This window comes from Aeribacillus sp. FSL K6-8210, assembly GCF_037963925.1.
Lineage (GTDB): Bacteria > Bacillota > Bacilli > Bacillales > Aeribacillaceae > Aeribacillus > Aeribacillus composti.
Window position 1 is genome coordinate 2,584,983 of sequence record NZ_CP150172.1, and the last position, 20,478, is coordinate 2,605,460.

Below are 20,478 nucleotides of genomic sequence, written 5' to 3' on the forward strand. Positions count from 1 at the left end.
AGACGCTTGACGCGCCTTTTCAGAAGTGAGAGCGGAGATTTTAGCGAAAAGTCCGCCTTCAGCTTTCTGTTCATTTCCTGCATCATGCTCCCGGTCATTTTTGCCGAAACAAATTTCCGGCAACTTTTTCAAATAGGGAGGGCATAAGACGATAAACAAGCCCGCCAAGCTCCATCCAAACAGGCATATTAATTTCCCGTTTATTTGTCAGCATCACGCTCACGATTTTTTGTGCAACAGCTTCCGGATTAAGCATCCAGCGTTGGACGTTTTTCACATAATCCCCTGACGTATCGGCAAGATTGAAAAAATCCGTTTCAATTGGACCCGGATTGACAGATGTTACAAAAATCCCGCGGTCCGCCACTTCCATCCGCAAGCTGTTCGTAAAGCCTAAAACAGCATGTTTTGTAGCAGAATAGATGCTTGATTTCGGAGTAGCTATTTTGCCAGCCTGAGAGGCGACATTAATAATATGCCCTTCCCGTTGGGCCAGCATCTTCGGAAGAACCAGCTTTGTCGCAGCAATTAATCCGAACACATTTACTTTAAACATTTGCTGCATCTCTTCGAATGTTGCTTCCTCTGCATTTCGAAAAATACCAAAACCAGCATTATTGACTAAAACATCCACTCGGTCAAAATTCTCTGTGATGTCCGTAAATACTTCGGAAACTGCGTCAAGGTCACTGACATCCAGTTCGTAATATGTACAAGAAATAGAGTGAGAGGCTTGAAGCTCATCCGAAAGTTTCTTGAGACGATCCTTCCTCCTAGCCAGCAAAACTAAATGTCCACCGCTTTCTGCAACGATCCTTGCGATTTTTTCCCCGATCCCGCTCGATGCCCCCGTAATAACTACCAATCGATCTTTAAGCCGCGAATTCATTTATTTGTCACCTCTTCGTTGCGCGGAAAAAAGTAAAACGCCATTTTCTATTCTTTTGTTAATTTTTCCATATTGTTCTAAATAATCAAGCTGAGCAACAGTTTCTGATATAGCAAATAAAAGCTCTTGTTGATAAGCAGACGGAAAAAGAAGCTTGCAAAGAGCAAACACCGTCATTTCCTGTTTTTCTAAATGCTTTAATACGGTGAGCGCGCGTTCATGCTGTTTGTCTAAACGGTTCCGAATCAACAGGTGAGGATCGAAAAATTCATCTTTATGACCCGGAAAGACAACAGAAATCGGAATATGCAAAAGCTTTTTCAAAGATTCATTATATTGCAGCTGAGGTTTTGGACGCTCTTTTCCTTCATACGGCATTTCAAGAACAGGATTGGAGGAAATGGTTTTCAGCAAATGATCGCCGCCGATCATTCGGCAGTCTTCCTCATTGTACAAAACGATATGGCTTTGGGCATGTCCAGGAGTCTCAATGACTGTAAACCCAGGCATCCCGTCTATTTCATCTCCTTCTTGAATGGAGGAGGTCAGCGGATGATTGCGTGGATATAAGGAAAGATCAAGATGATCTAAGTGTGACTTAAACGACTCTGGGACGGCAAACTGCTTCAACAATTCTAAAAAAAATTCCTTTTGCCGATCAAAAAAACGCACATCATGAGAAAGCCAAGGAGCAAGCAAACGATGGCCCAAAACACGAAGATCGCCATCAAAAAAATCGAGCAAACCGATATGGTCAGGATGATGGTGGGTAAGAATGACTTGCTCAATATCCTCAGGCACAAGCCCTATTTCCTTCAGCTTATGTTCAAAAACTCTCCACGCTTCCTCCGTTTTCATCCCTGCATCCACTAATGTCAATGCGTCCCCTTTTACAACATACACGTTCACATCTTTAATCGGATAAGGTATAGGGATCGTTATTTTATAAATTGCATCTTTGCTGAACATTTTTGCAAACCGCCTTTAATTTTTTAATATAACTTATTTTACACATGATAAATCAATTTGTCATTTTATTCAAATAATTCATAAGTATACTTGACAAGCCGTAGGAACTGATAAAAAATTAATTCTACAACGCTTTTAGAATTTAAGGCAGGGAAACATTTCATCATACAAGCCTATCCAAAGCATGCGCTTCTGTTGCTTAACAGATGAATAGTAAAACGTTTTCTCGCTACCTTTCCAACTGAATCTCTTCTCTTTTAAACTAAGTTTATAGGGAAGAAGTTCAAAAGAAACATATAAAACAATCAGGAAGGAGTCTCTTTTTATGTACAAGTTTGGATTTATCGGAGCCGGATCTATGGCGGAAGCTATTATATCCGGATTGATCAACGGGAACAAGTGCCGGAGAGAAGAGATCGTTGTGACAAACCGTTCCAATGAAAAGCGGCTCGAGGAGCTGCAAAAAACATACGGCGTCACGATGACAAAAGATAAAAAGCATTTGTTTGACAACACAAAAACGATTTTTTTCGCGATGAAGCCGAAGGACGTTGACGAGGCAGTAAAAACAGTCCGCGAATACGCAACAGAAAACCATCTTGTTATTTCCATGCTCGCAGGCGTTTCAACGAAAGCAATTGAAACATTATTCAACAAACGTATTCCCGTCATTCGAGCAATGCCGAATACGTCCGCTACCATCAGACAATCAGCAACCGCCTTGGCACAAGGACAATATGCAACGGATGGTGACCTGTCAGCAGCTGTTGAACTGTTTCAATTGATCGGAACAGTTGAAATTGTTGAAGAAGACAAGCTCGATGCCGTCACAGGACTGGCAGGAAGCGGACCAGCCTATATTTATTACATAGTAGAAGCAATGGAAAAAGCAGCAGAAGAAATCGGGTTAGAAAAGTCCATGGCGCGCTCCCTCATTGTTCAAACACTTTATGGGGCAGCATTAATGTTAAAAACGTCTGACAAAGAGCCGTCTACTCTAAGAAAAGAAATAATGAGCCCAGGCGGCACAACTGAAGCCGGCTTAAGCGTCTTAAACGATCATCACGTAGATGAAGCTATTATAAGCTGTGTGAAACGGGCAGTCGAACGGTCAAAAGAATTAAACAGCGCTTTGGAGGAAAAACTGGTGAACGAACAATAATCTGAAATCGGATTCGGGTTCAGCGAGCAATACTGAACCCCTTTTTTATATTTACCAAGCAGATCATATGACAAAAATAATCATAATTGCTAAAATTTCAAAGGAAATATTTAGGGAGGCGAATAAAAGATGAAAGACCGATTATTATTTTCTCCATTTACGATTAAAGATGTCACATTGAAAAATCGAATTGTCATGTCGCCGATGTGCATGTACTCAGCCGCAAATAAAAAAGGATTTCTTGAAGATTTTCATTTCACACATTACATTTCAAGAGCGGTGGGACAGGTGGGCCTCATCATTCTTGAAGCAACAGCTGTTACGCCGGAAGGCAGAATTTCTGAATTGGACCTCGGTATATGGGAAGATGACCATATTATAAAATTGGCTGAACTTGTGCAGCAAATCAAATCATACGGAGCGAAAACAGGTATCCAGCTTGCTCATGCAGGAAGAAAGTCAAATGTGAGCGGAGACATATTCGCCCCATCTTCAATTCCTTTTGATCAAAACAGCCGTACACCGAAAGAACTGACAAAAGAACAAATAAAAGAAACGGTTGAAAAATTTCAATTAGGAGCAAAACGAGCTAAGGACGCAGGCTTTGATATCATCGAAATCCATGCAGCCCACGGTTATCTCATTAACGAATTTTTATCTCCGCTATCAAACAAGCGCAATGATGAGTACGGAGGAAGCTTAGAGAACCGCTACCGGTTTTTAAAAGAGGTTATCCAAGCCGTAAGGAAAGTGTGGGAAGGCCCGTTGTTTGTTCGTGTTTCCGCCAGTGACTATGTTGAAGGCGGATCGACGATAAATGATTACGTACAAATTGCTAAATGGCTGAAAGAGGATGGTGTCGATTTGATTGATGTCAGCTCAGGAGGGCTTGTCCCGGCAAATATAGATGTTTATCCCGGGTACCAAGTGCCATTTAGCGAAAAAATCAGACAGGAAGCAAACATCAAAACAGGGGCAGTCGGCTTAATTACTTCACCTTTGCAGGCGGAAGAGATTTTAAAAAACAACCGGGCGGATCTTATTTTTGTCGCCCGCGAATTATTGAGAAATCCATATTGGCCTTACCATGCAGCTAATGAACTAAACGCAAAAATTGAATCGCCGACACAATATGAACGCGGATGGCGCGTATAAATCGAGTAGGAGGGAGCGATTAACTCCCGTCCTCTCACACCACCGTACGTACGGTTCCGTATACGGCGGTTCAATTAAGATAATTGACGCAAGTTTTCATAACTTCCGTGAATAGCTGTTCTCTTTATGCCAGTGGTCACTCCACCCTCCAAGAGATCTCCCACGGGATTCACCGCTTCCTCCCTCAAGTGAGGTACTACGTTTTCTGTGTTCATCATGACTCACTGAATGCCAAGGGCTATTCTCTCTTAATTGTTCGGTCCTTCTTAGTTGTTCTAGACCAACTAATACTATGACCTCTGCTGACTTCTGACTGTTCAGCTATCTATCACTAGATAGGTTACCAAGGTTACTTGGCGTGCCAGCCAGACCTCCCCGGGTAAGAGTGTAATCTTTCCTTCCATCCATCTGCTTCATTTACTCTGTATCACCTTCGGCAGAAAGGGCTTTGTTTTGTCTTGCAAACTCACCCAGTGATACCTAGCCTCATATGAAGTTCGTGTTCCGAGAGACCCAAAGTTTGCCGCTCGCTTCCTTCAGATTCCGCGTCACCACGGACACCCTTGCGTTAAGCTAACTGCTACTTCTGCCTTCGCAGCTCGGGACTTTCACCCTATAGATTACACCCATGCCGGGCGCACAAGAAGAAGCTGTCTCAAAAAAGCCTTTTGAGGCAGCTTTTGTTTGCATATTGCATTTTCCAAAGCATACAGTGAGTGTTGAATCAACATATCATTCTTTCATTGCCGCAACCGAAAAAATTTTGAAAGTTCAGAGATTCTGCAAGAATCATGTCGACGATTTTTTTGCCCGATTATAGGACTAAATATACCTGTAGACGATTCTTTTATTCTATGTAAAAAAGGCGGCGAAAGTTTCATTTTTGGCATCCCCATACCATTTTCTACTTTTTAGGAATTGGGACACATAAAAAATCATGGGCAAGGCTTGCTTCAGGAAATACAGCCCTTGCTTCAGCCAGAAGCATTTGACAATCCTTTTCGCCTTGATATCGCGAGCTAATATGCGTCAGCCATAACGTTTTTGCGTTTGCCTCTAAAGCAATTTGCGCTGCTTGAACTGTTGTCGAATGAAAATAATTGTAGGCCAAAAGCTCTTCATCCTTTGCAAATGTCGCCTCATGCACTAAAACATCCGCATCCTTTGATAATTCGACGCTTTGCTTGCAATATCTTGTATCACCCAAAATCGAAACAATCCGTCCTTTTTTGACAGGACCTAAAAAATCTTTTCCATTCAAAACTCTTCCATCAGCAAGTTGGACTGTTTCGCCATTTTTTAATTTTTTGTATATAGGTCCTGGTTTTACTCCAATTTCTTTTAATCGATCCGCTAAAAGTGTTCCGGGCAGATCCTTCTCTATAATCCGATAACCGAATGAAGGGATGCCGTGCTCCAATTTCTTTACCTTAACGATGAATTGATCATCCTCAAAAACGGTTTCATCGTCAAATATTTCTTTTGTAATAAGCGGATATTTAAGATGAGTAAAGCTTAACTTCAAAGTTTGTTCCACAAATTCTTTAATGCCGGGAGGACCGTAAATTACGAGCGGGCTCTCGGCGCCATGAAAGGATCTTGTTCCTAACAAACCGGGAAGTCCGTATATATGATCACCATGCAAATGCGTAATAAAAATTTTTTCAATTTTTGCCGGTTTGATGTTCGTATATAAAATCCGGTGCTGTGTCGCCTCGCCGCAATCAAACAGCCAAATAGAACCGCGTTCTTCAAGCAATTCAAGCGCAATGGAAGACACATTTCGATGTTTGGCCGGCAGACCAGCACCTGTTCCTAAAAAATAAAGATTCAACGTTCGCTCCTCCAAATGTCTTTTTATCTGTTATTATAATACATTCATTCAATATTTAGCAGAAAAATCAGCAAATATTATTTGCGTTACAGTACGTTTACCTTTAAAATTAAATATTTGAACGGGTACATATTTTTAGCAAAATTTATAGCAAAACGATAAAGTGAGGTACGTTCAGTGAATACAATCCAGTTACCAAAAGCAATCATCATTATATTCGGAGCAACAGGAGATTTAGCAAAACGGAAATTATTCCCATCCATTTACCGTTTATATCAAAGCGGTAAGATCAGCGAAGAATTCGCGGTCGTTGGCGTGGCAAGAAGACCATGGACGAACGAAACGTTCAGGGAAAATGTTAAAGATTCCGTTGAAAATGCAGTTTCCGTCAACAGCGATCTAACATCCTTTACTTCGCATTTTTATTATCATCCGTTTGATGTATCGAACCAGTCTTCGTATCACAGCTTAAAAAGCTTACTTTCCGACTTGGATGAAAAATATCAAACGGAAGGGAACCGAGTCTTTTACTTGGCGATGGCGCCTGAATTTTTCGGAATCATCGCTAACAATTTAAAAGAGCACGGTTTAAAAGATACAAACGGATGGACAAGACTTGTCATTGAAAAGCCGTTCGGCCATGACCTAGCTTCCGCCCAAAAATTAAACGATGAAATCCGCGCCGCATTCGATGAAGAGCAAATTTACCGAATCGACCACTATTTAGGAAAAGAAATGGTGCAAAATATTGAAGTCATTCGATTTGCCAATGCGCTTTTTGAACATTTATGGAATAACCGTTTTATTTCCAATATTCAAATTACTTCAAGCGAATCACTCGGCGTGGAAGACCGGGGCAACTATTATGAAACATCCGGTGCGCTCAGAGATATGGTGCAAAACCATATGCTGCAGATGGTGGCCTTGCTTGCGATGGAACCGCCAATTAAATTAACGACTGACGAAATTCGTTCCGAAAAAATTAAAGTGCTTCGTGCTTTACGGCCAATTCAGGAAAATGAAGTCGACAGCTATTTTGTAAGAGGCCAATATACAAAGGGAATAATTAATGGAAAAGAGGTTATCGGCTACCGAGAAGAAGCAAATGTAGATCCCGATTCCAATACAGAAACGTTTGTGGCCGGAAAGATTTTGATTGACAATTACCGTTGGGCAGGCGTTCCTTTTTACATTCGCACAGGAAAGCGGATGAAAGAAAAATCAACAAAAATTGTTGTCGAATTTAAAGATATTCCAATGAACCTATACTTTAAAAAGGAAAGCGACCGCGTTCCAAACTTGCTTGTCATCCATATCCAGCCTGATGAAGGGATTACGCTTCATCTCAATGCCAAAAAAGCGGGAGTAAGCTCAGAGGCTACACCAATTAAGCTTTCTTACAACAATAACGGCATCGACGGCATGAACACTCCGGAGGCATATGAAAGATTGCTATATGATTGCATGCAAGGCGATGCCACGAATTTTACCCACTGGGATGAAGTCGCCTTATCATGGGCATATGTTGATCCGATTTCAAATGCATGGTCCCGTAAAAAAGCAGCCTTCCCTAACTATGAGGCAGGCTCGATGGGTCCTAAAGAAGCGGATGAACTTCTTGCCAAAGACGGCTTCCATTGGTGGCCGATCTAATGACATTTTTCAATTTAAAAGTGTTGCCTTATTAAAACACCCCTTGTACAAATAGGGGTGTTTTATCATATTGATGCTTTAATGATTAATAACGAATATCAAACTTTTGAAAGCCTTCCACTTCATCATGTTCCGTTAATTGTATATTTTCAACTTTTGAAAAAGGACTACCTTTTTGAATAGAGGCAAGAAAGTTCTGTAAATTTTGCTCCTCTCCTTCTGCAACGATTTCAACCGTTCCGTCCATCTTGTTTCGAACCCAACCGGAAATTTGGTGCTCGACCGCTTTTGATTGCGTAAAATATCGAAACCCCACTCCTTGCACACGTCCTGAAACAATGATATGGTATTGCTTCATTTTTTCACTCCTTTCATAAATATTCTTCATTTCTATCTTAATTTATTTTTTACCGAATTTAGATATAAACGAAACGGTTTGTGAAAGAATTAATCAAAAAAGTGATAGTTAAAAAATATATCCAATAGAGGCTGTCTAAAAAGTCAAATCCTCATTGAAAAATATCAATCTATCAACATTTCTAAAACATTAAAAGAGCGTCTATAAGCCGAAAAACGACTTATTAAACATCCCCATCCAAATTATAGAAAGTAAAGTTCGTAGGGGGGAATTTACACAATAATTTGGACTTGACCAAAGAATTTTGCAAGTTAAAAAGATAGAAAATCAATATAAGATGGAAAAAATCCAATCACAACTAACGCCAACCGAATGAAAAATATTAGAGTTCATAGATAATACGTGAAATTGCAGATGAAATGTTCATTTCCATCCGAACGGTCAAAAACCATGTCAACAACATTTTAAAAAATGGAAGAAAAAAGCAGCAAAAAAATTAGGCTTATTTAAGAGGTAAGTTTAGTTATCGAACTTCTTAATTGCTTCTAGAATTACCTATAGGCTTTTTTATTTATGTGATTTTACATTTAATAAATCACATTCCGTCCTTAGTGATTTTCCTTCGTTGAAATACGATGCCTAAATGACCACAAGGATAGGAAATGAAATGAGGTTTATTCCAAGCTTTCCATAGTTTGATATAGTCTTCATAATTATATACAGCATACTGGTGCATTTTTTACCAATACAAATAGGGCTGAAACTATGAATGATATCCAAAGTTCAGCCCTTTTGTAGCAGATTTTTAACTACTTATTTTTTTTTACGGCTTGCAATATCTATCCAGACTGCTAGTACAAGAATACTTCCTTTCACAATGTACTGCCAATAGGTGTCCAACCCCATAAGGGACATTCCATTATCGAGCGATGTCATGACCATGGCCCCTATAATCGCACCAATAATCGTTCCAGATCCGCCCATTAAAGAGGTTCCGCCAATGACACATGCAGCGATAGCATCTAATTCATACATCTGGCCAGCCGAAATGGTAGCAGAAGAAAGACGAGCTGTTAACACAATTGCTGCAACGGCTGATAACAATCCGCTAAATACAAACAGCATCATCGTGCGACTTTTAATATTAATTCCTGATAAACGCGCAGCTTCTGAATTTCCGCCAATTGCATAAATATGACGGCCAAATGTTGTGTTATTCGCAATAAATGAAAAAATGACTGCCAAACCGATAACAAATATAATGGGAAACGGAATTCCTTTATAGCTGTTCATCGTGATGACGAATAAAACAATGAGTGAGCTAAGAAAAAGTATTTTCATGATTTCCAATGAAAGAGGCATTACTTCAAATCCATAATTTAAGCGAGTTTTTCGTTTTCTTATTGTTAAAATAACCAAAATGACTACTGCTAGTATGGCCAACACAATCCCAAACATATTTGTAAAATAGGCACTTCCAAGGGCAATAAAATTCGCATCAAAAATAGGAATGGTTGTTGATTTCGTTATTCCCATTAAGATGCCGCGAAATGCCATCATACCGCCTAAAGTGACAATAAATGCAGGAATTGCCTGATAGGCAACTAGCCAACCCTGAAGTAGGCCAACAATTGCACCAGCAACTAACGTGACAACAATGACAACAATCGTTGGCATTCCCATCCAGTTACTAAATATGGCAGCAATACCTCCTGTAAGGCCTACAATGGATCCGACAGATAAGTCAATGTGTCCGGCAACAATAACGAGGACCATTCCAATCGCTAAAATAGAAGTAACAGACATTTGAGTGAATAAATTTGAAAGGTTACGCGCTGTTAAGAATGTATCGTTCAAAATTCCAAAGAACAGCCAAATCGCAACTATGGCACCAATCATCGTATAAGCCCGTACGTCAATTTTTCCGATTATATCTTTCAACGACTTTTTTTTGACATTTGTCTTTTGTTGAGCCGTCACTTTTAATTCCATTTATTTCCCTCCTCCCGTTGCTGCTGACATAATTTTTTCTTGTGTGGCTTCTTCTTTCGTCAGCTCTTTCACAAATCTGCCTTCGTTCATGACCAGAATTCGATCGCTCATACCAAGTATTTCAGGCAACTCTGATGAGATCATAATGATTGCGACTCCTTCATTAACCAGCTGATTCATTAATTGATAAATCTCATATTTTGCCCCTACATCAATTCCCCGTGTAGGTTCATCTAAAATTAAAATTTTCGGCTTAGACATCAACCATTTGGCAATAACGACTTTTTGCTGATTCCCTCCCGATAATGCTCCAACTTTCGTTTCAAGAGATGCCGTTTTAGTTTTTAACTTCTGGACAAACTGTTGGCTTGATTTCATTTCTTCATTATGGTTCATAACGCCCCATTTGCTAATTTTTTTCAAACTGGCAAGAGTGGTATTTGTTTTCACATCCATACTTAAAACAAGACCAAAGCGTTTTCGATCCTCTGTCACTAATGCTATCCCTTCATTAATAGCATCTTGAACGTTGCGAATGTGAACCTTTTTACCTTCTATCCATACCTCGCCTTCCCGTTTTCCCTCATATGCTCCAAAAAGACTTGTGGCAAGCTCTGATCTACCAGACCCCATTAATCCAGCTATTCCAAGGATCTCTCCTTTTCTAAGTGAAAAGGAAATATTATCATTTACCTTCATTTTTGGCATGTCTGGATGCCAGACAGAATAGTTTTTCACTTCAAGAATCGTTTCTTTTGGAGTTCGTTCAGCTTGCGGATATCGTTCCGTTAATTCTCTGCCGACCATTAAAGAAATAATTTCATCCTCACTTGTTTCATCTTTGGATAGAGTTGCAATGGATTTTCCATCACGTAAGACGGTTATAGAATCAGCTAAACGAAAAACTTCAGGCATTTTGTGAGAAATGTAAATACATGTTACCCCTTTTTTTCTTAATTCCTCTAAAATTCCCATTAATATTTCGACTTCACTCTCTGTTAAGGCAGCTGTCGGTTCATCTAAAATCAATATCTTCGTATTTTTAGACAAAGCTTTGGCAATTTCCACAAGTTGTTGCTGCCCGATGCCAAGTGAATAGATTTTCGTTTGAGGAGCCACATTTAAACCTACTGCATTTAACCATTCGGATGACTCATAAAACAATTGATCCCATTGGATGACGCCATATTTTTTCGGTTCTGCTCCTAGAAAAATGTTCTCTCCAACTGTCAAATCTTTAACGAGTGCAAGTTCTTGGTGAATAATTGCAATCCCTGCCTTTTCTGCATCTTTAATATTGCGGAAATGTACAGGGGTTCCGTTTATACGAATCTCTCCTGAATATGTTCCAGTTGGATATAATCCACTTAATACTTTCATTAACGTCGATTTACCCGCTCCATTTTCACCACAGAGCGCATGAATTTCACCTTTTTTCACTTTAAATGTTACACGGTCTAATGCTTTCACTCCGGGAAACTCTTTTGTTATTTGATCCATCTCTAACGAATACAACCATCTTCCCTCCCATTCGCAGCATGATAGAATGAGAAAGGTCTGACTCTTTTGTAAGAGTCAGCCTTTATAACATTTAATTCTGTTTTGGCCATTGATCTTTTGGAACATTTTGATAGACATCTTCTAATTTGTGAAATCCATCTTTAATGACAGTATCTAGAACATTTTCTTTCGTTACAGCAATAGGATCGAGAAGGATAGATGGAACATCGATTTTACCGTTCGGTATTTTTTGATCTGTTTCGATTTTTTCTCCTTTTGCAACAGCTACAGCTATTTCAGCCGCTTTCGTGGCAATAGCATGAATTGGTTTATAAACCGTCATTGTTTGCGTTCCTTCCACGATGCGTTGCAGCGCAGCCAGCTCTGCATCTTGACCAGACACAGGGATTTTCCCTGCCAGTCCTTGAGCCGCTAATGCTTGAATGGCGCCGCCAGCTGTGCCATCATTTGCTGCTATAACTGCTTGAATATTATTTTTATTTGCTGTTAAAGCGTTTTCCATATTTTTCAATGCTTCTTCAGGCTTCCAGTCCTTTGAGAACTGATCATAAACAATCTTAATATCCCCTTTTTCTTCAAGCGGTTTTAACACATTCATAGCTCCTTCACGGAATAGGTGAGCATTATTATCTGTATCGGCACCACCGATGTATACATAGTTTCCAGTCGGTGCTTGCTTAACAATCTCTTTCGCCTGCATTTCCCCAACTCGAACATTGTCAAAAGATACATAGTAGTCTACATCTGCATTTTTAATCAGGCGGTCATACGAAATAACCTTAATTCCTTCTTTATGCGCTTTGTCAACAATAGCTGCTGTAGCTTCTGCATTATGTGGTACAACAACTAACACATCTACCCCTTCGGAAATTAATTGTTCTGCTTGATTCAATTGAGCGGCATCATCGCCATTAGCCGCAAGCGTTTTTACTTCTGCTCCTAATTCTTTTACCTTTGCTTCAAACAGGTCTTTATCGCGCTGCCAGCGCTCCTCCTTTAACGTATCCATTGAGAAACCAACCACAATTTTGTCGCCATCTTCTTTTGCTTGACTGCTTTTGTCCTCGCCTCCCGATGAAACAACGCCGCATCCTGTTAAAGCAGAAGCTAAAACAAGTGATGCAGCTGCCATCGATAAAGTTTTCCACCATTTCTTCATTTGAAACCCCCCTCGTAATGTTTACGCTTTCATTTTTAAGCCTATCACGCATATGAAAACGATTTCTTTCTTATTTCCTTCACTTTTTCGACTTATAAAGGGACATTTTTCACCTGTAAAAATTTTACTGACTACCAAAAAAGGACTCTTTTAATATTTGTCAAAAAAGTGCTAAAAAAAGATCACCCCCCCTGCACGTATAGGAGAAGTGATCGAATTTATCATTTATTTTTCTGCAGTTGGTTTCGATACTCTTTTGGCGTCATTTTTGTAACTTTTTTAAAAACTCGGCTAAAATAGTTAGGATCGTTATAACCAACATAATAAGAGATTTCTTTTACGTTAAGGTGGTATTGTTTCATCAGTTCTTTCGCTTTTTCAATACGCATGTGTGTTAAAAAATCAGAGAATGTTTGGCCCGTTTCCTGTTTAAATCGTTTACTAAAATAGTGTGGATGAAAATTCATCAATTGAGCGACTTCCTCTAGTGTAATATCTTCGTGAAAATGATCAGAAATAAATTGAAGTGCTATATCTAGTCCCTTCGTATTCTCTGAATTTAGTAAAGTTCGATTCTTTTCTTTCTTGTCTGAATCGTGTGCAGCCTCTACTTCTGAAATATGTTTTACCCGTCCAAAATACGGTTGAGATGTTACAGCCAGAAGAGCTTCTTGATATGACTTTTTAAAGCCTTGAATATCCTTTTGCAAAGTACCAATTCCTATTTTAATTTTTTTGTTTGTTCGTTTTTCGATTTCCTTCAACCATTTCATGGAAAGAGTAATCCATTGATTTCTCGTCATGTCCTGATCGGAAGGAAAAGAAAATATCGTCATACGATGATCGATTAAAGGACTGCATATACACTCTTGTTTATTTTTCATATACCTTTTGACAATTTGGTATAAATCTTGTTTCTCTTCCATCTTTATATCGGAAAATTCAATGACAAAGGCTACGCTAGTTCGGTGAGGGATTTTTAACAGAGAAAGCAATTCATCCACGTCTGTTTCTGATACTGCATCCATCATAATCATTAGGGCACATTCGGATTCACTAATTGAAAAAAGGTGTCCCAGCTTTTCTTTCATTTTCAGTTCCTTCTCACGATTTAGCAATTCTTCTTCTAATTCTGATATACATTTTTTCAACACAGAGACAATTTTCTCTTTTTTAGCTGGTTTTAAAATATAATCATTCACACCGAGTTCAATGGCTTCTTTTGCATAGGAAAAATAATCAAATGCAGTTAATATAATGATTTTAATCTTAGGATTTTGTTTTTTTATTTCTTCAATCGCCTCCAGTCCTTGAATACCAGGCATTTTTAAATCCATAAATATAATTTCCGGCTGATGCTTTTCCATCTGTTGTATCGCCAATCGGCCATTTTCAGCATGAAAAATTTGAAATTGATTGGGCAAACATTTTTGAATCATCAATTCTAACCCTTCACGCTCTAGAGGTTCATCATCTGCAATGAGAAGTTTATACATGCATCTTTTCCCCCCTTACTCTTGGTAATGACAACAAAATCGTGGTGCCGCGACCTTGCTTGCTTTTAATATCCACGATATCATGTACTTGGTAAAATAATCGCAAACGTCGAAACACATTTTCCATTCCTAATCCTGTTGAATGTCCTGTTGATTTTTTAATTGAAAAAGATGGTGACTCGAGTATTGTTTTCACAATCTTTTCATCCATCCCTACACCATTATCCGAAATTTTCACCAACACTCTTCCTTCTTTTTCTTTGACGCTTAACTCAATAACAGCTCCTGATTCCATTGATTCGATCCCGTGGACAAAAGCATTTTCAAGCAAAGGCTGAATCGTAAGTGCAGGTATTGATTGGTCTAAACAATGATTATCAATCTCCATTTGAAATGAAATACGGTCACGAAATCGTGCTTTTTGTATGGCAAAATACTCTTTTGCATTTTCAATTTCTTCACGCAGCATGACAGGTTCGTTTAATTTCCGCAAATTATATCGTAATAAATTGGAAGTAGAAATGGTTAGTTCACTCGTTTTTTCAGCTCCTTCAATATATGCAAGCTTTGAGATCACATTTAATGTGTTAAATAAAAAGTGCGGGTTAATTTGACTTTGAAGTGCTTTTAACTCTAATTCTCTCATTAATTTTTCTTTTTCTAGTATTTCCATATTTTTAGAGATTAATTTTCGTAAATTTTCAATCATCTGATTAAACACTTTTCCTAGTACCCCAACCTCATCATTTGGCTGGTATATCGGCACGTTCGTATTTAAGTCTCCCGCAGCGACTTGTTTAGCTGTTTGAACAAGCTGCTGAATGGGAATGACGATACTTCGAGACAGCCAGATAGCAAATACGATACTTAATGCTGTGGTTACAATAAACAAACTTCCTCCCCATTTATTCATATTTTCGTTAATTGCCAACATACTATTATACACAGGCTGGTATTCACTCAATTCCATGTCTACTAGTTGTTGGCTATCCTCCCGAATGAAAGAAGCAACTCTTTCTATTTCTTTGAATTGATCAGCTTGATCCAGAAATTTTTTTTCTTTTAAGTTTGTTAAAATAGCTTCTTCCAGTTGGAGAAAAGTATTGATCATATTTTTGTAATTATCAACTACTAAAGCATTACTGGCCGAATTGTTGCTTAAATTATTTTGCAGAGCTTCTAAATTAGCTTTATGTTTAATTAGCAAGTTAAGATTTTCTTTGTCTTGATATATGAGATAGCTGCTTAAATAGCGAAGATTTTCTTGAGTTTCATTGGAAATTTGTTTGTATAAGTAAATACGATGGACCATGAAGTCATAGCTCTTTTGAACTTTTTTTCCACTATCAAAAATAAAAAATGCTATAGTATTGAGTAAAATGACGAGCAATGGAATAAAGATAAACAATTTTGTCCGTATATTCACGGTGTTACCTCCATTTGTACGTTTGATGCATCTACTTTTTTGCTTGAAGTAAAATATACGTTTGGAATAGGTTGTCCTTGCAAATGCTTGGACATTAATTGAACAGCAATAAAACCCATTTCATATGGTTTTTGAATGATGGTTGCTGTAATCTCTCCTTTTTTTATTGCCAATAATGTTTCTTCGACGTCATCAAATCCAAAAATTTGAATATCGGATCGTTGCAAATTTTTCACAGCCACTGTCATACCAATTGCATCTAAAGCACTTGTCCCAACCATCACTGAAATATCGGGATATTTTCTTAACATAATATCAGCTTGAATGGACGCTTGTATTCTTGAAATATTGGATGCTTGGACTTCCACTACTTCTAACCTTGGATGTTGTTTAATAACTGACAAAAAACCATCTAGCCGCTCCTGTTGATTGTCAGATGATTCACTCCCAATAATAACCCCAATTTTATGCTGCCCTGTTGTCATATCTACCACGGTTTTCCCAAGCAATTGACCAGCTGCAAAATTGTCTGTCCCTATATAGGATAGACGACGGCTCGCTTTAGCATCTGTATCAATTGTGATAATTGGAATATTTTTGGATATTGCTTTATTAATGATTGGAGTAAATGCTTCTTCATCCAAACTTTGAACAATGATTCCATCTACTTTAGAAGCAATTGCTTTTTCTAATAGCTTAATCTGTTCTTCAATACTTGTTCGTAACGGAGCGACATATTCAACTTCTACTTGAAACTTTTTTGCAGCATCCTGAGCACCTTTTTCTACTTTCCGCCAGTATGGATTATCGAATTCTTGAGCAATAAGAATAAAATGCGGAGGTTCTTCATGTAGGGAAACCCTTTTGTCAAGAGCTTCCACTGTCTCTTCCATCTGCTTTGACGTCCATATAAATTGAATAAAAACATATAGAAACAAAATAATTAAGAATAAAAAAGTTAATGTCCATCTTTTGTTTGACATATATTTCACCTTTAGCTCAAATAAATTGTAACCGTTTACAGTTAATCCGATTAAATATTTTGATAATCTACAAGCCTTATATCTATTAATATTATTATAAACTAGTGCGATTTCCTTTTTATTTTTCATAAATTTCTCATGTATGACTCCTCATAGGGAAATAATTCATAGCTTTTGTCTTACACTGATCGCTTTTTCCCTTTAGGAGTCTCGCGAATTTCACTTTAAATGAGGATAGCTTTCCATTGAAACATCGTTCTACTATTTTTCGGTAAAAAGGTTAAAAATTAATTATCAAAAATGTTACGGCCGTAGCTTTTTGCGTACAAATTTCCATCCTCTAATCACCATTTCTTTACAAAATGAGCCAATGCCAGCAAAGGAAAAATATATTCATAGCTTGGATAATGAATGTAAAATCCGCCAGGTAAGCCTTGACCTTTTGGGTATGTGATTGTCCATGAATTTTCATCTTTTGAATTTAATAAATAGTTCACTGCTTGATTCATTTGTGGTGTAACCGTTTCTTCTGCCGCTACCAAAGCGTCTAATGCCCATGCGGTATGCACTCTAGTACTAGCTGGTAAAGGGATAAATTTTTTCTGTATATCACTTTTACAAGACTCTCCCCAGCCCCCATCGTCATTTTGAATGGAGTATAACCATTTCACAGCCTTTCGTACGGCAGGATGATCTCTTCTCACCTTTACTGCGATTAAGCCTGTTAATGCACACCATGATCCATAAATATAACAAATTCCCCATCGTCCATACCAAGAACCATCACTTCGTTGATTTTTTAAAAGCCACTTTACCCCTTGCTTTATAAACGTTTGATTGTAGCTTGATCGTGTAAAATTCCCTAAAAACTCCAACGTTCTTCCCGTTAAATCAGGCGTTGATGGGTCAAGAAGCATTTTTTCCCCGCCTTCTATCGGAAGCCAAGATAGCAATGACTTATTGACATTTTTTTCGAACGATCCCCAGCCTCCATCATCGTTTTGCATAGACAGGAGCCATTTCATTCCTCGATCCCAAAAGGAGCGATTATTTAATGCTTCTTTTCGCAACGCGCGTAAAGCCGCTGTTGTATCATCAATATCCGGATTCATCGTATTAATATTTGAAAATCCCCATCCCCCCGGTATTTGATACGGATTATGAACAGCCCAATCACCATATAGATAGTGCTGGCGAGAAAGCAAATATTGATTTGCTCTTTGAATAGCAGCTGACGCAGATGGCACACCAGCTTCTTGTAATGAATAGCTTAATAATGCCGTATTCCAAACAGTTGCCGTCGTGTATTGAATATGAGTATGTCCATCTATTGTTGTCTTCATTGACTTTAGCCCTTGAACAGCCCGAACAATAACTGGATGCTTTTTCGAATATCCTAGAGCCATCAGAGCAAAAATCATTAAAAATGTTGAACTAAAGTAGCTATAAAAGGTACCATCTTGTTCAATTCGATTTAACATATATTGTTCTGCTCGATGTAATGCCAATCGATGAAGCTCAAAAGGAATACCTACTAATTGTTTCATGCCGTCATATATAAACGAAAAAAAAGAACGCCATTCAGAAGAGTCCAAGTCCCAAAGGTCTTCAATTCTATGAACATATAAGTCTGATAAGTCAGGAGTATGCTTTGTCTTTATACTAAACTTGCGATCAGCAGCAATCAATATTGGTATTAAATTGGCTCTTGCATAAACGGAAAAGTCAAAAAAATTTACAGGAAAAGTAGTCGGAAATAAAATGAATTCGATCGGCAGATGAAAGGATTTAGGCCATTTGATTTGGTCCGTTAAAGCAAGCATGACTTTCGTAAACATATTTACTTTTCCAATGCCACCATGGTTTATGATAAACTTCCTAGCTAGTCGCATGTTTGTATTGTTTTGATCGATGAATCCCGAATAAAGTAAAGCATAGTATGCTTCAACTGTTGTGGATAGATTTCCCTTCTCTTCATCGTAAAACAGCTTCCATGCTCCGTTTCTCTCCTGTTTACTTAATATCCTGTCAACGAGTGATTGAATGAATTGTTCATCATGAATTTCCAATGTTCGTAATAAGATAATCATATAACAATCTGTGGCAATACCCGTTTCAAATGGGAAATCCCAAGCTCCGTCAAAATTTTGCCTCTTTAGGATTAATTCCGCCAATCGATTGATTTCAGCTTCAATTCGTTGTTTCATCCTATTCACCACCACTTCATGTAGTAAGTTTTAGCTTATTCCTATACATATTCAGCTTTTATGGAAGCTATTCGATGAGGGAGGAATAGGATGGTCTTTCCATGGTTGAACAACAATAAATTGATCGATCAACAGCTTTTGAAAATTAAGGAAGATCTCGTCGAAAAAATGAAATGTAACGTAAATCAGCCTATGCCTCCATTACAAACATGGGAACAAAACATCATTGATTCCATTGTGAACGTGACAAATACACTCAACACTAACAACGTAACTAGAACAGCTGCATATTTAAATTTTTATATCAGGCATCCAGACATCCATTGGGCGCTCTTAGGACATATGGTTTCCCGGAATGGAGGATGGCATATGACAGATTTAAAAGGAGACTTGTTAACAAGGCTAATATCAGAAAAGGAGCAAAAAAACTACTTTTTATTTTTAGAACGTGGAAATTGGTTAATCTTTCAAGATGTATTCCCGCAATTTTTACTTTATCACCACAGCTTGCGCATGAAACGAAACTTATTTTACCTCCTCCCCTATTTAAACGTATCAACATTTATGGAAACAATCTGGAATCACTATTGGGAAAACAGAAACTATTATCTACTGGCAATCGCAACGGTCATCAATGAACAAAACTATTTAGAAAAACATGTTATTCAAAATCATCATTTTCAAAAGACCGTATTAAACACGATTGGCTTCAAGCTTTATGATTTTTTGCGATTTAATCACATCATCTTTCCGTATGTTGAAAATGAAACAAAGCCTGCTTTAATCGGAGCGACGCTGCAGCATTTTGCATCGCTTCATGAACGAATTATGTTAGGTAAACGTTTATATTCTTTGCTTTTTCACCAAGAGAACGTTTTACAAGGAGTGCTGCGTTGGGCAAAAAAAATAAGCATACAGGTTCGAGAGCAGATTACTGGGGGCACCTCTTTCATCATGTGAAAGAATCATTGCCAGGCACAATCTATAAACGAAGGACAAAAAAGTGCGAGTTGAAAAAAGGAGAGCCGCGCATTTACAGCCCTCAATTAAAATTCGCTTGGGGAAATATCAAACACGAAGACGCGGACAGTGGAGATTGGTTCCATGATTGGAAGGTCATCCACTATTTAAAAGAAGAAACATTTTCAGGCGGGGATATTTATGAAGATTATTGTAAAACAATCGAAAAAATTGAACTTACCATCATGGCGAAAAAAGCAATTTTTCTTAGAAAGGAATAATATTGCTTTACTTGCTGCAACACTTTTTGCCTCTTTACTTGGAACATACTTAGATTTGATTTTTGTTGAATGCAGATTTTACGCCTTTCCAAAACGATTGTTCCCGAAAATCTTCTCTATTAACATCTTGTTTACGCTCGTCATTCTACCTATTATCACCGCCTCATTTTTAATCGTCATGCATAAAATCCGTCCTTTTGTTCGCCCAATCCTACTTTGCTTAATTGGTATTTTAGCCTGCATTTTTGAACAAGCGGCTGAACGAGCGGGCGTGTTTATCCATTCTTCTGATTGGAATCATTTCTATTCTTTTTTTGGATATATCCTTTTCTTTATAATTATATGGAGATTTTACAGCATACTGGTGAATTCTCCCCAAAACAATTAGGGCTGCAACGTTCAGCCCTTTTGAAGCTGTCGATTACGGGAAAAG

At 38.2% G+C, this 20,478-nt stretch carries 15 protein-coding genes and 1 pseudogene; 5 read left to right on the forward strand and 11 right to left on the reverse strand.

Features of this window, described 5'->3' with window-relative positions; genetic code table 11:
* Positions 1-94: 94 nt before the first annotated feature.
* Both NSQ41_RS12460 and NSQ41_RS12465 read right to left on the reverse strand, forming a co-directional pair.
* Entirely contained in the window at positions 95-889 is a 795-nt protein-coding gene (locus NSQ41_RS12460; protein ID WP_094246172.1) for an SDR family oxidoreductase, read from the reverse strand.
* Positions 890-1,858 carry an MBL fold metallo-hydrolase gene (locus NSQ41_RS12465; protein WP_339193020.1) on the reverse strand — a complete coding sequence of 323 codons (969 nt, stop codon included), beginning with the start codon at positions 1,856-1,858 and terminating at the stop codon, positions 890-892.
* Between the two features lie 325 nt (positions 1,859-2,183).
* Here NSQ41_RS12465 and proC point away from each other — a divergent pair, with 325 nt between their 5' ends.
* Positions 2,184-3,020 carry a pyrroline-5-carboxylate reductase gene (gene proC, locus NSQ41_RS12470; RefSeq protein WP_094246174.1) on the forward strand — a complete coding sequence of 279 codons (837 nt, stop codon included), beginning with the start codon at positions 2,184-2,186 and terminating at the stop codon, positions 3,018-3,020.
* A 129-nt stretch (positions 3,021-3,149) separates the two neighbouring features.
* Positions 3,150-4,175 (forward strand): NADPH dehydrogenase NamA, encoded by a 1,026-nt coding sequence (gene namA, locus NSQ41_RS12475; RefSeq protein WP_130157790.1) that lies wholly within the window; start codon positions 3,150-3,152, stop codon positions 4,173-4,175.
* A gap of 904 nt (positions 4,176-5,079) precedes the next feature.
* On the opposite strand, the gene rnz is transcribed toward namA, so the two are convergent.
* Entirely contained in the window at positions 5,080-6,009 is a 930-nt protein-coding gene (rnz, locus tag NSQ41_RS12480) for a ribonuclease Z (protein ID WP_094246177.1), read from the reverse strand.
* 177 nt (positions 6,010-6,186) lie between these two features.
* On the opposite strand from rnz, the gene zwf reads away from it, so the two are divergent.
* The gene (gene zwf / locus NSQ41_RS12485; RefSeq protein WP_066247642.1) at positions 6,187-7,662 is read left to right on the forward strand and encodes a glucose-6-phosphate dehydrogenase; all 1,476 of its coding nucleotides are present in this window, start codon (positions 6,187-6,189) and stop codon (positions 7,660-7,662) included.
* A gap of 85 nt (positions 7,663-7,747) precedes the next feature.
* Here zwf and NSQ41_RS12490 read toward each other — a convergent pair whose 3' ends face one another.
* The 8 genes from NSQ41_RS12490 to shc form a co-directional block, all read right to left on the reverse strand.
* Positions 7,748-8,020, reverse strand: a complete 273-nt coding sequence (locus tag NSQ41_RS12490; protein ID WP_094246179.1) for an acylphosphatase — start codon at positions 8,018-8,020, stop codon at positions 7,748-7,750.
* 813 nt (positions 8,021-8,833) lie between these two features.
* A complete protein-coding gene (locus tag NSQ41_RS12495) occupies positions 8,834-10,012 on the reverse strand; it encodes a sugar ABC transporter permease (protein WP_327874122.1) in 1,179 nt (392 codons plus the stop codon).
* On the reverse strand, positions 10,013-11,512 hold the full coding sequence (locus NSQ41_RS12500) for a xylose ABC transporter ATP-binding protein (RefSeq protein ID WP_130157813.1): 1,500 nt from the start codon (positions 11,510-11,512) through the stop codon (positions 10,013-10,015).
* A 91-nt stretch (positions 11,513-11,603) separates the two neighbouring features.
* Complete coding sequence (xylF, locus tag NSQ41_RS12505) at positions 11,604-12,692, reverse strand: D-xylose ABC transporter substrate-binding protein (protein WP_066247637.1); 1,089 nt, start codon at positions 12,690-12,692, stop codon at positions 11,604-11,606.
* A gap of 221 nt (positions 12,693-12,913) precedes the next feature.
* The gene (locus NSQ41_RS12510) at positions 12,914-14,188 is read right to left on the reverse strand and encodes a response regulator (RefSeq protein ID WP_311066304.1); all 1,275 of its coding nucleotides are present in this window, start codon (positions 14,186-14,188) and stop codon (positions 12,914-12,916) included.
* On the reverse strand, positions 14,181-15,614 hold the full coding sequence (locus tag NSQ41_RS12515; RefSeq protein ID WP_144596820.1) for a sensor histidine kinase: 1,434 nt from the start codon (positions 15,612-15,614) through the stop codon (positions 14,181-14,183). The genes NSQ41_RS12510 and NSQ41_RS12515 overlap by 8 nt, the downstream gene beginning before the upstream one ends.
* Positions 15,611-16,597, reverse strand: a complete 987-nt coding sequence (locus NSQ41_RS12520; protein ID WP_339210034.1) for a sugar-binding protein — start codon at positions 16,595-16,597, stop codon at positions 15,611-15,613. Before NSQ41_RS12520 ends, NSQ41_RS12515 begins: the two co-directional genes overlap by 4 nt.
* Positions 16,598-16,941: 344 nt before the next feature.
* Positions 16,942-18,804 (reverse strand): squalene--hopene cyclase, encoded by a 1,863-nt coding sequence (shc, locus tag NSQ41_RS12525; protein WP_339196779.1) that lies wholly within the window; start codon positions 18,802-18,804, stop codon positions 16,942-16,944.
* Positions 18,805-18,996: 192 nt separating this feature from the next.
* Between shc and NSQ41_RS12530 the strand changes: the two are divergent.
* Both NSQ41_RS12530 and NSQ41_RS12535 read left to right on the forward strand, forming a co-directional pair.
* A pseudogene (locus NSQ41_RS12530) lies at positions 18,997-20,045 on the forward strand (DUF2515 family protein).
* Complete coding sequence (locus NSQ41_RS12535; RefSeq protein WP_338420485.1) at positions 19,966-20,433, forward strand: CBO0543 family protein; 468 nt, start codon at positions 19,966-19,968, stop codon at positions 20,431-20,433. The pseudogene NSQ41_RS12530 and the gene NSQ41_RS12535 overlap by 80 nt, the downstream one beginning before the upstream one ends.
* Positions 20,434-20,478 lie beyond the last annotated feature (45 nt).

Bases quoted from the DNA above. Each gene is read 5' to 3' on its own strand.
- NSQ41_RS12460 (WP_094246172.1), bottom strand. From the start codon at position 889: ATGAATTCGCGGCTTAAAGATCGATTGGTAGTTATTACGGGGGCATCG.
- NSQ41_RS12465 (WP_339193020.1), bottom strand. From the start codon at position 1,858: ATGTTCAGCAAAGATGCAATTTATAAAATAACGATCCCTATACCTTAT.
- proC (WP_094246174.1), top strand. From the start codon at position 2,184: ATGTACAAGTTTGGATTTATCGGAGCCGGATCTATGGCGGAAGCTATT.
- namA (WP_130157790.1), top strand. From the start codon at position 3,150: ATGAAAGACCGATTATTATTTTCTCCATTTACGATTAAAGATGTCACA.
- NSQ41_RS12490 (WP_094246179.1), bottom strand. From the start codon at position 8,020: ATGAAGCAATACCATATCATTGTTTCAGGACGTGTGCAAGGAGTGGGG.
- NSQ41_RS12495 (WP_327874122.1), bottom strand. From the start codon at position 10,012: ATGGAATTAAAAGTGACGGCTCAACAAAAGACAAATGTCAAAAAAAAG.
- NSQ41_RS12500 (WP_130157813.1), bottom strand. From the start codon at position 11,512: ATGGATCAAATAACAAAAGAGTTTCCCGGAGTGAAAGCATTAGACCGT.
- xylF (WP_066247637.1), bottom strand. From the start codon at position 12,692: ATGAAGAAATGGTGGAAAACTTTATCGATGGCAGCTGCATCACTTGTT.
- NSQ41_RS12510 (WP_311066304.1), bottom strand. From the start codon at position 14,188: ATGTATAAACTTCTCATTGCAGATGATGAACCTCTAGAGCGTGAAGGG.
- NSQ41_RS12520 (WP_339210034.1), bottom strand. From the start codon at position 16,597: ATGTCAAACAAAAGATGGACATTAACTTTTTTATTCTTAATTATTTTG.
- shc (WP_339196779.1), bottom strand. From the start codon at position 18,804: ATGAAACAACGAATTGAAGCTGAAATCAATCGATTGGCGGAATTAATC.
- NSQ41_RS12535 (WP_338420485.1), top strand. From the start codon at position 19,966: ATGAAGATTATTGTAAAACAATCGAAAAAATTGAACTTACCATCATGG.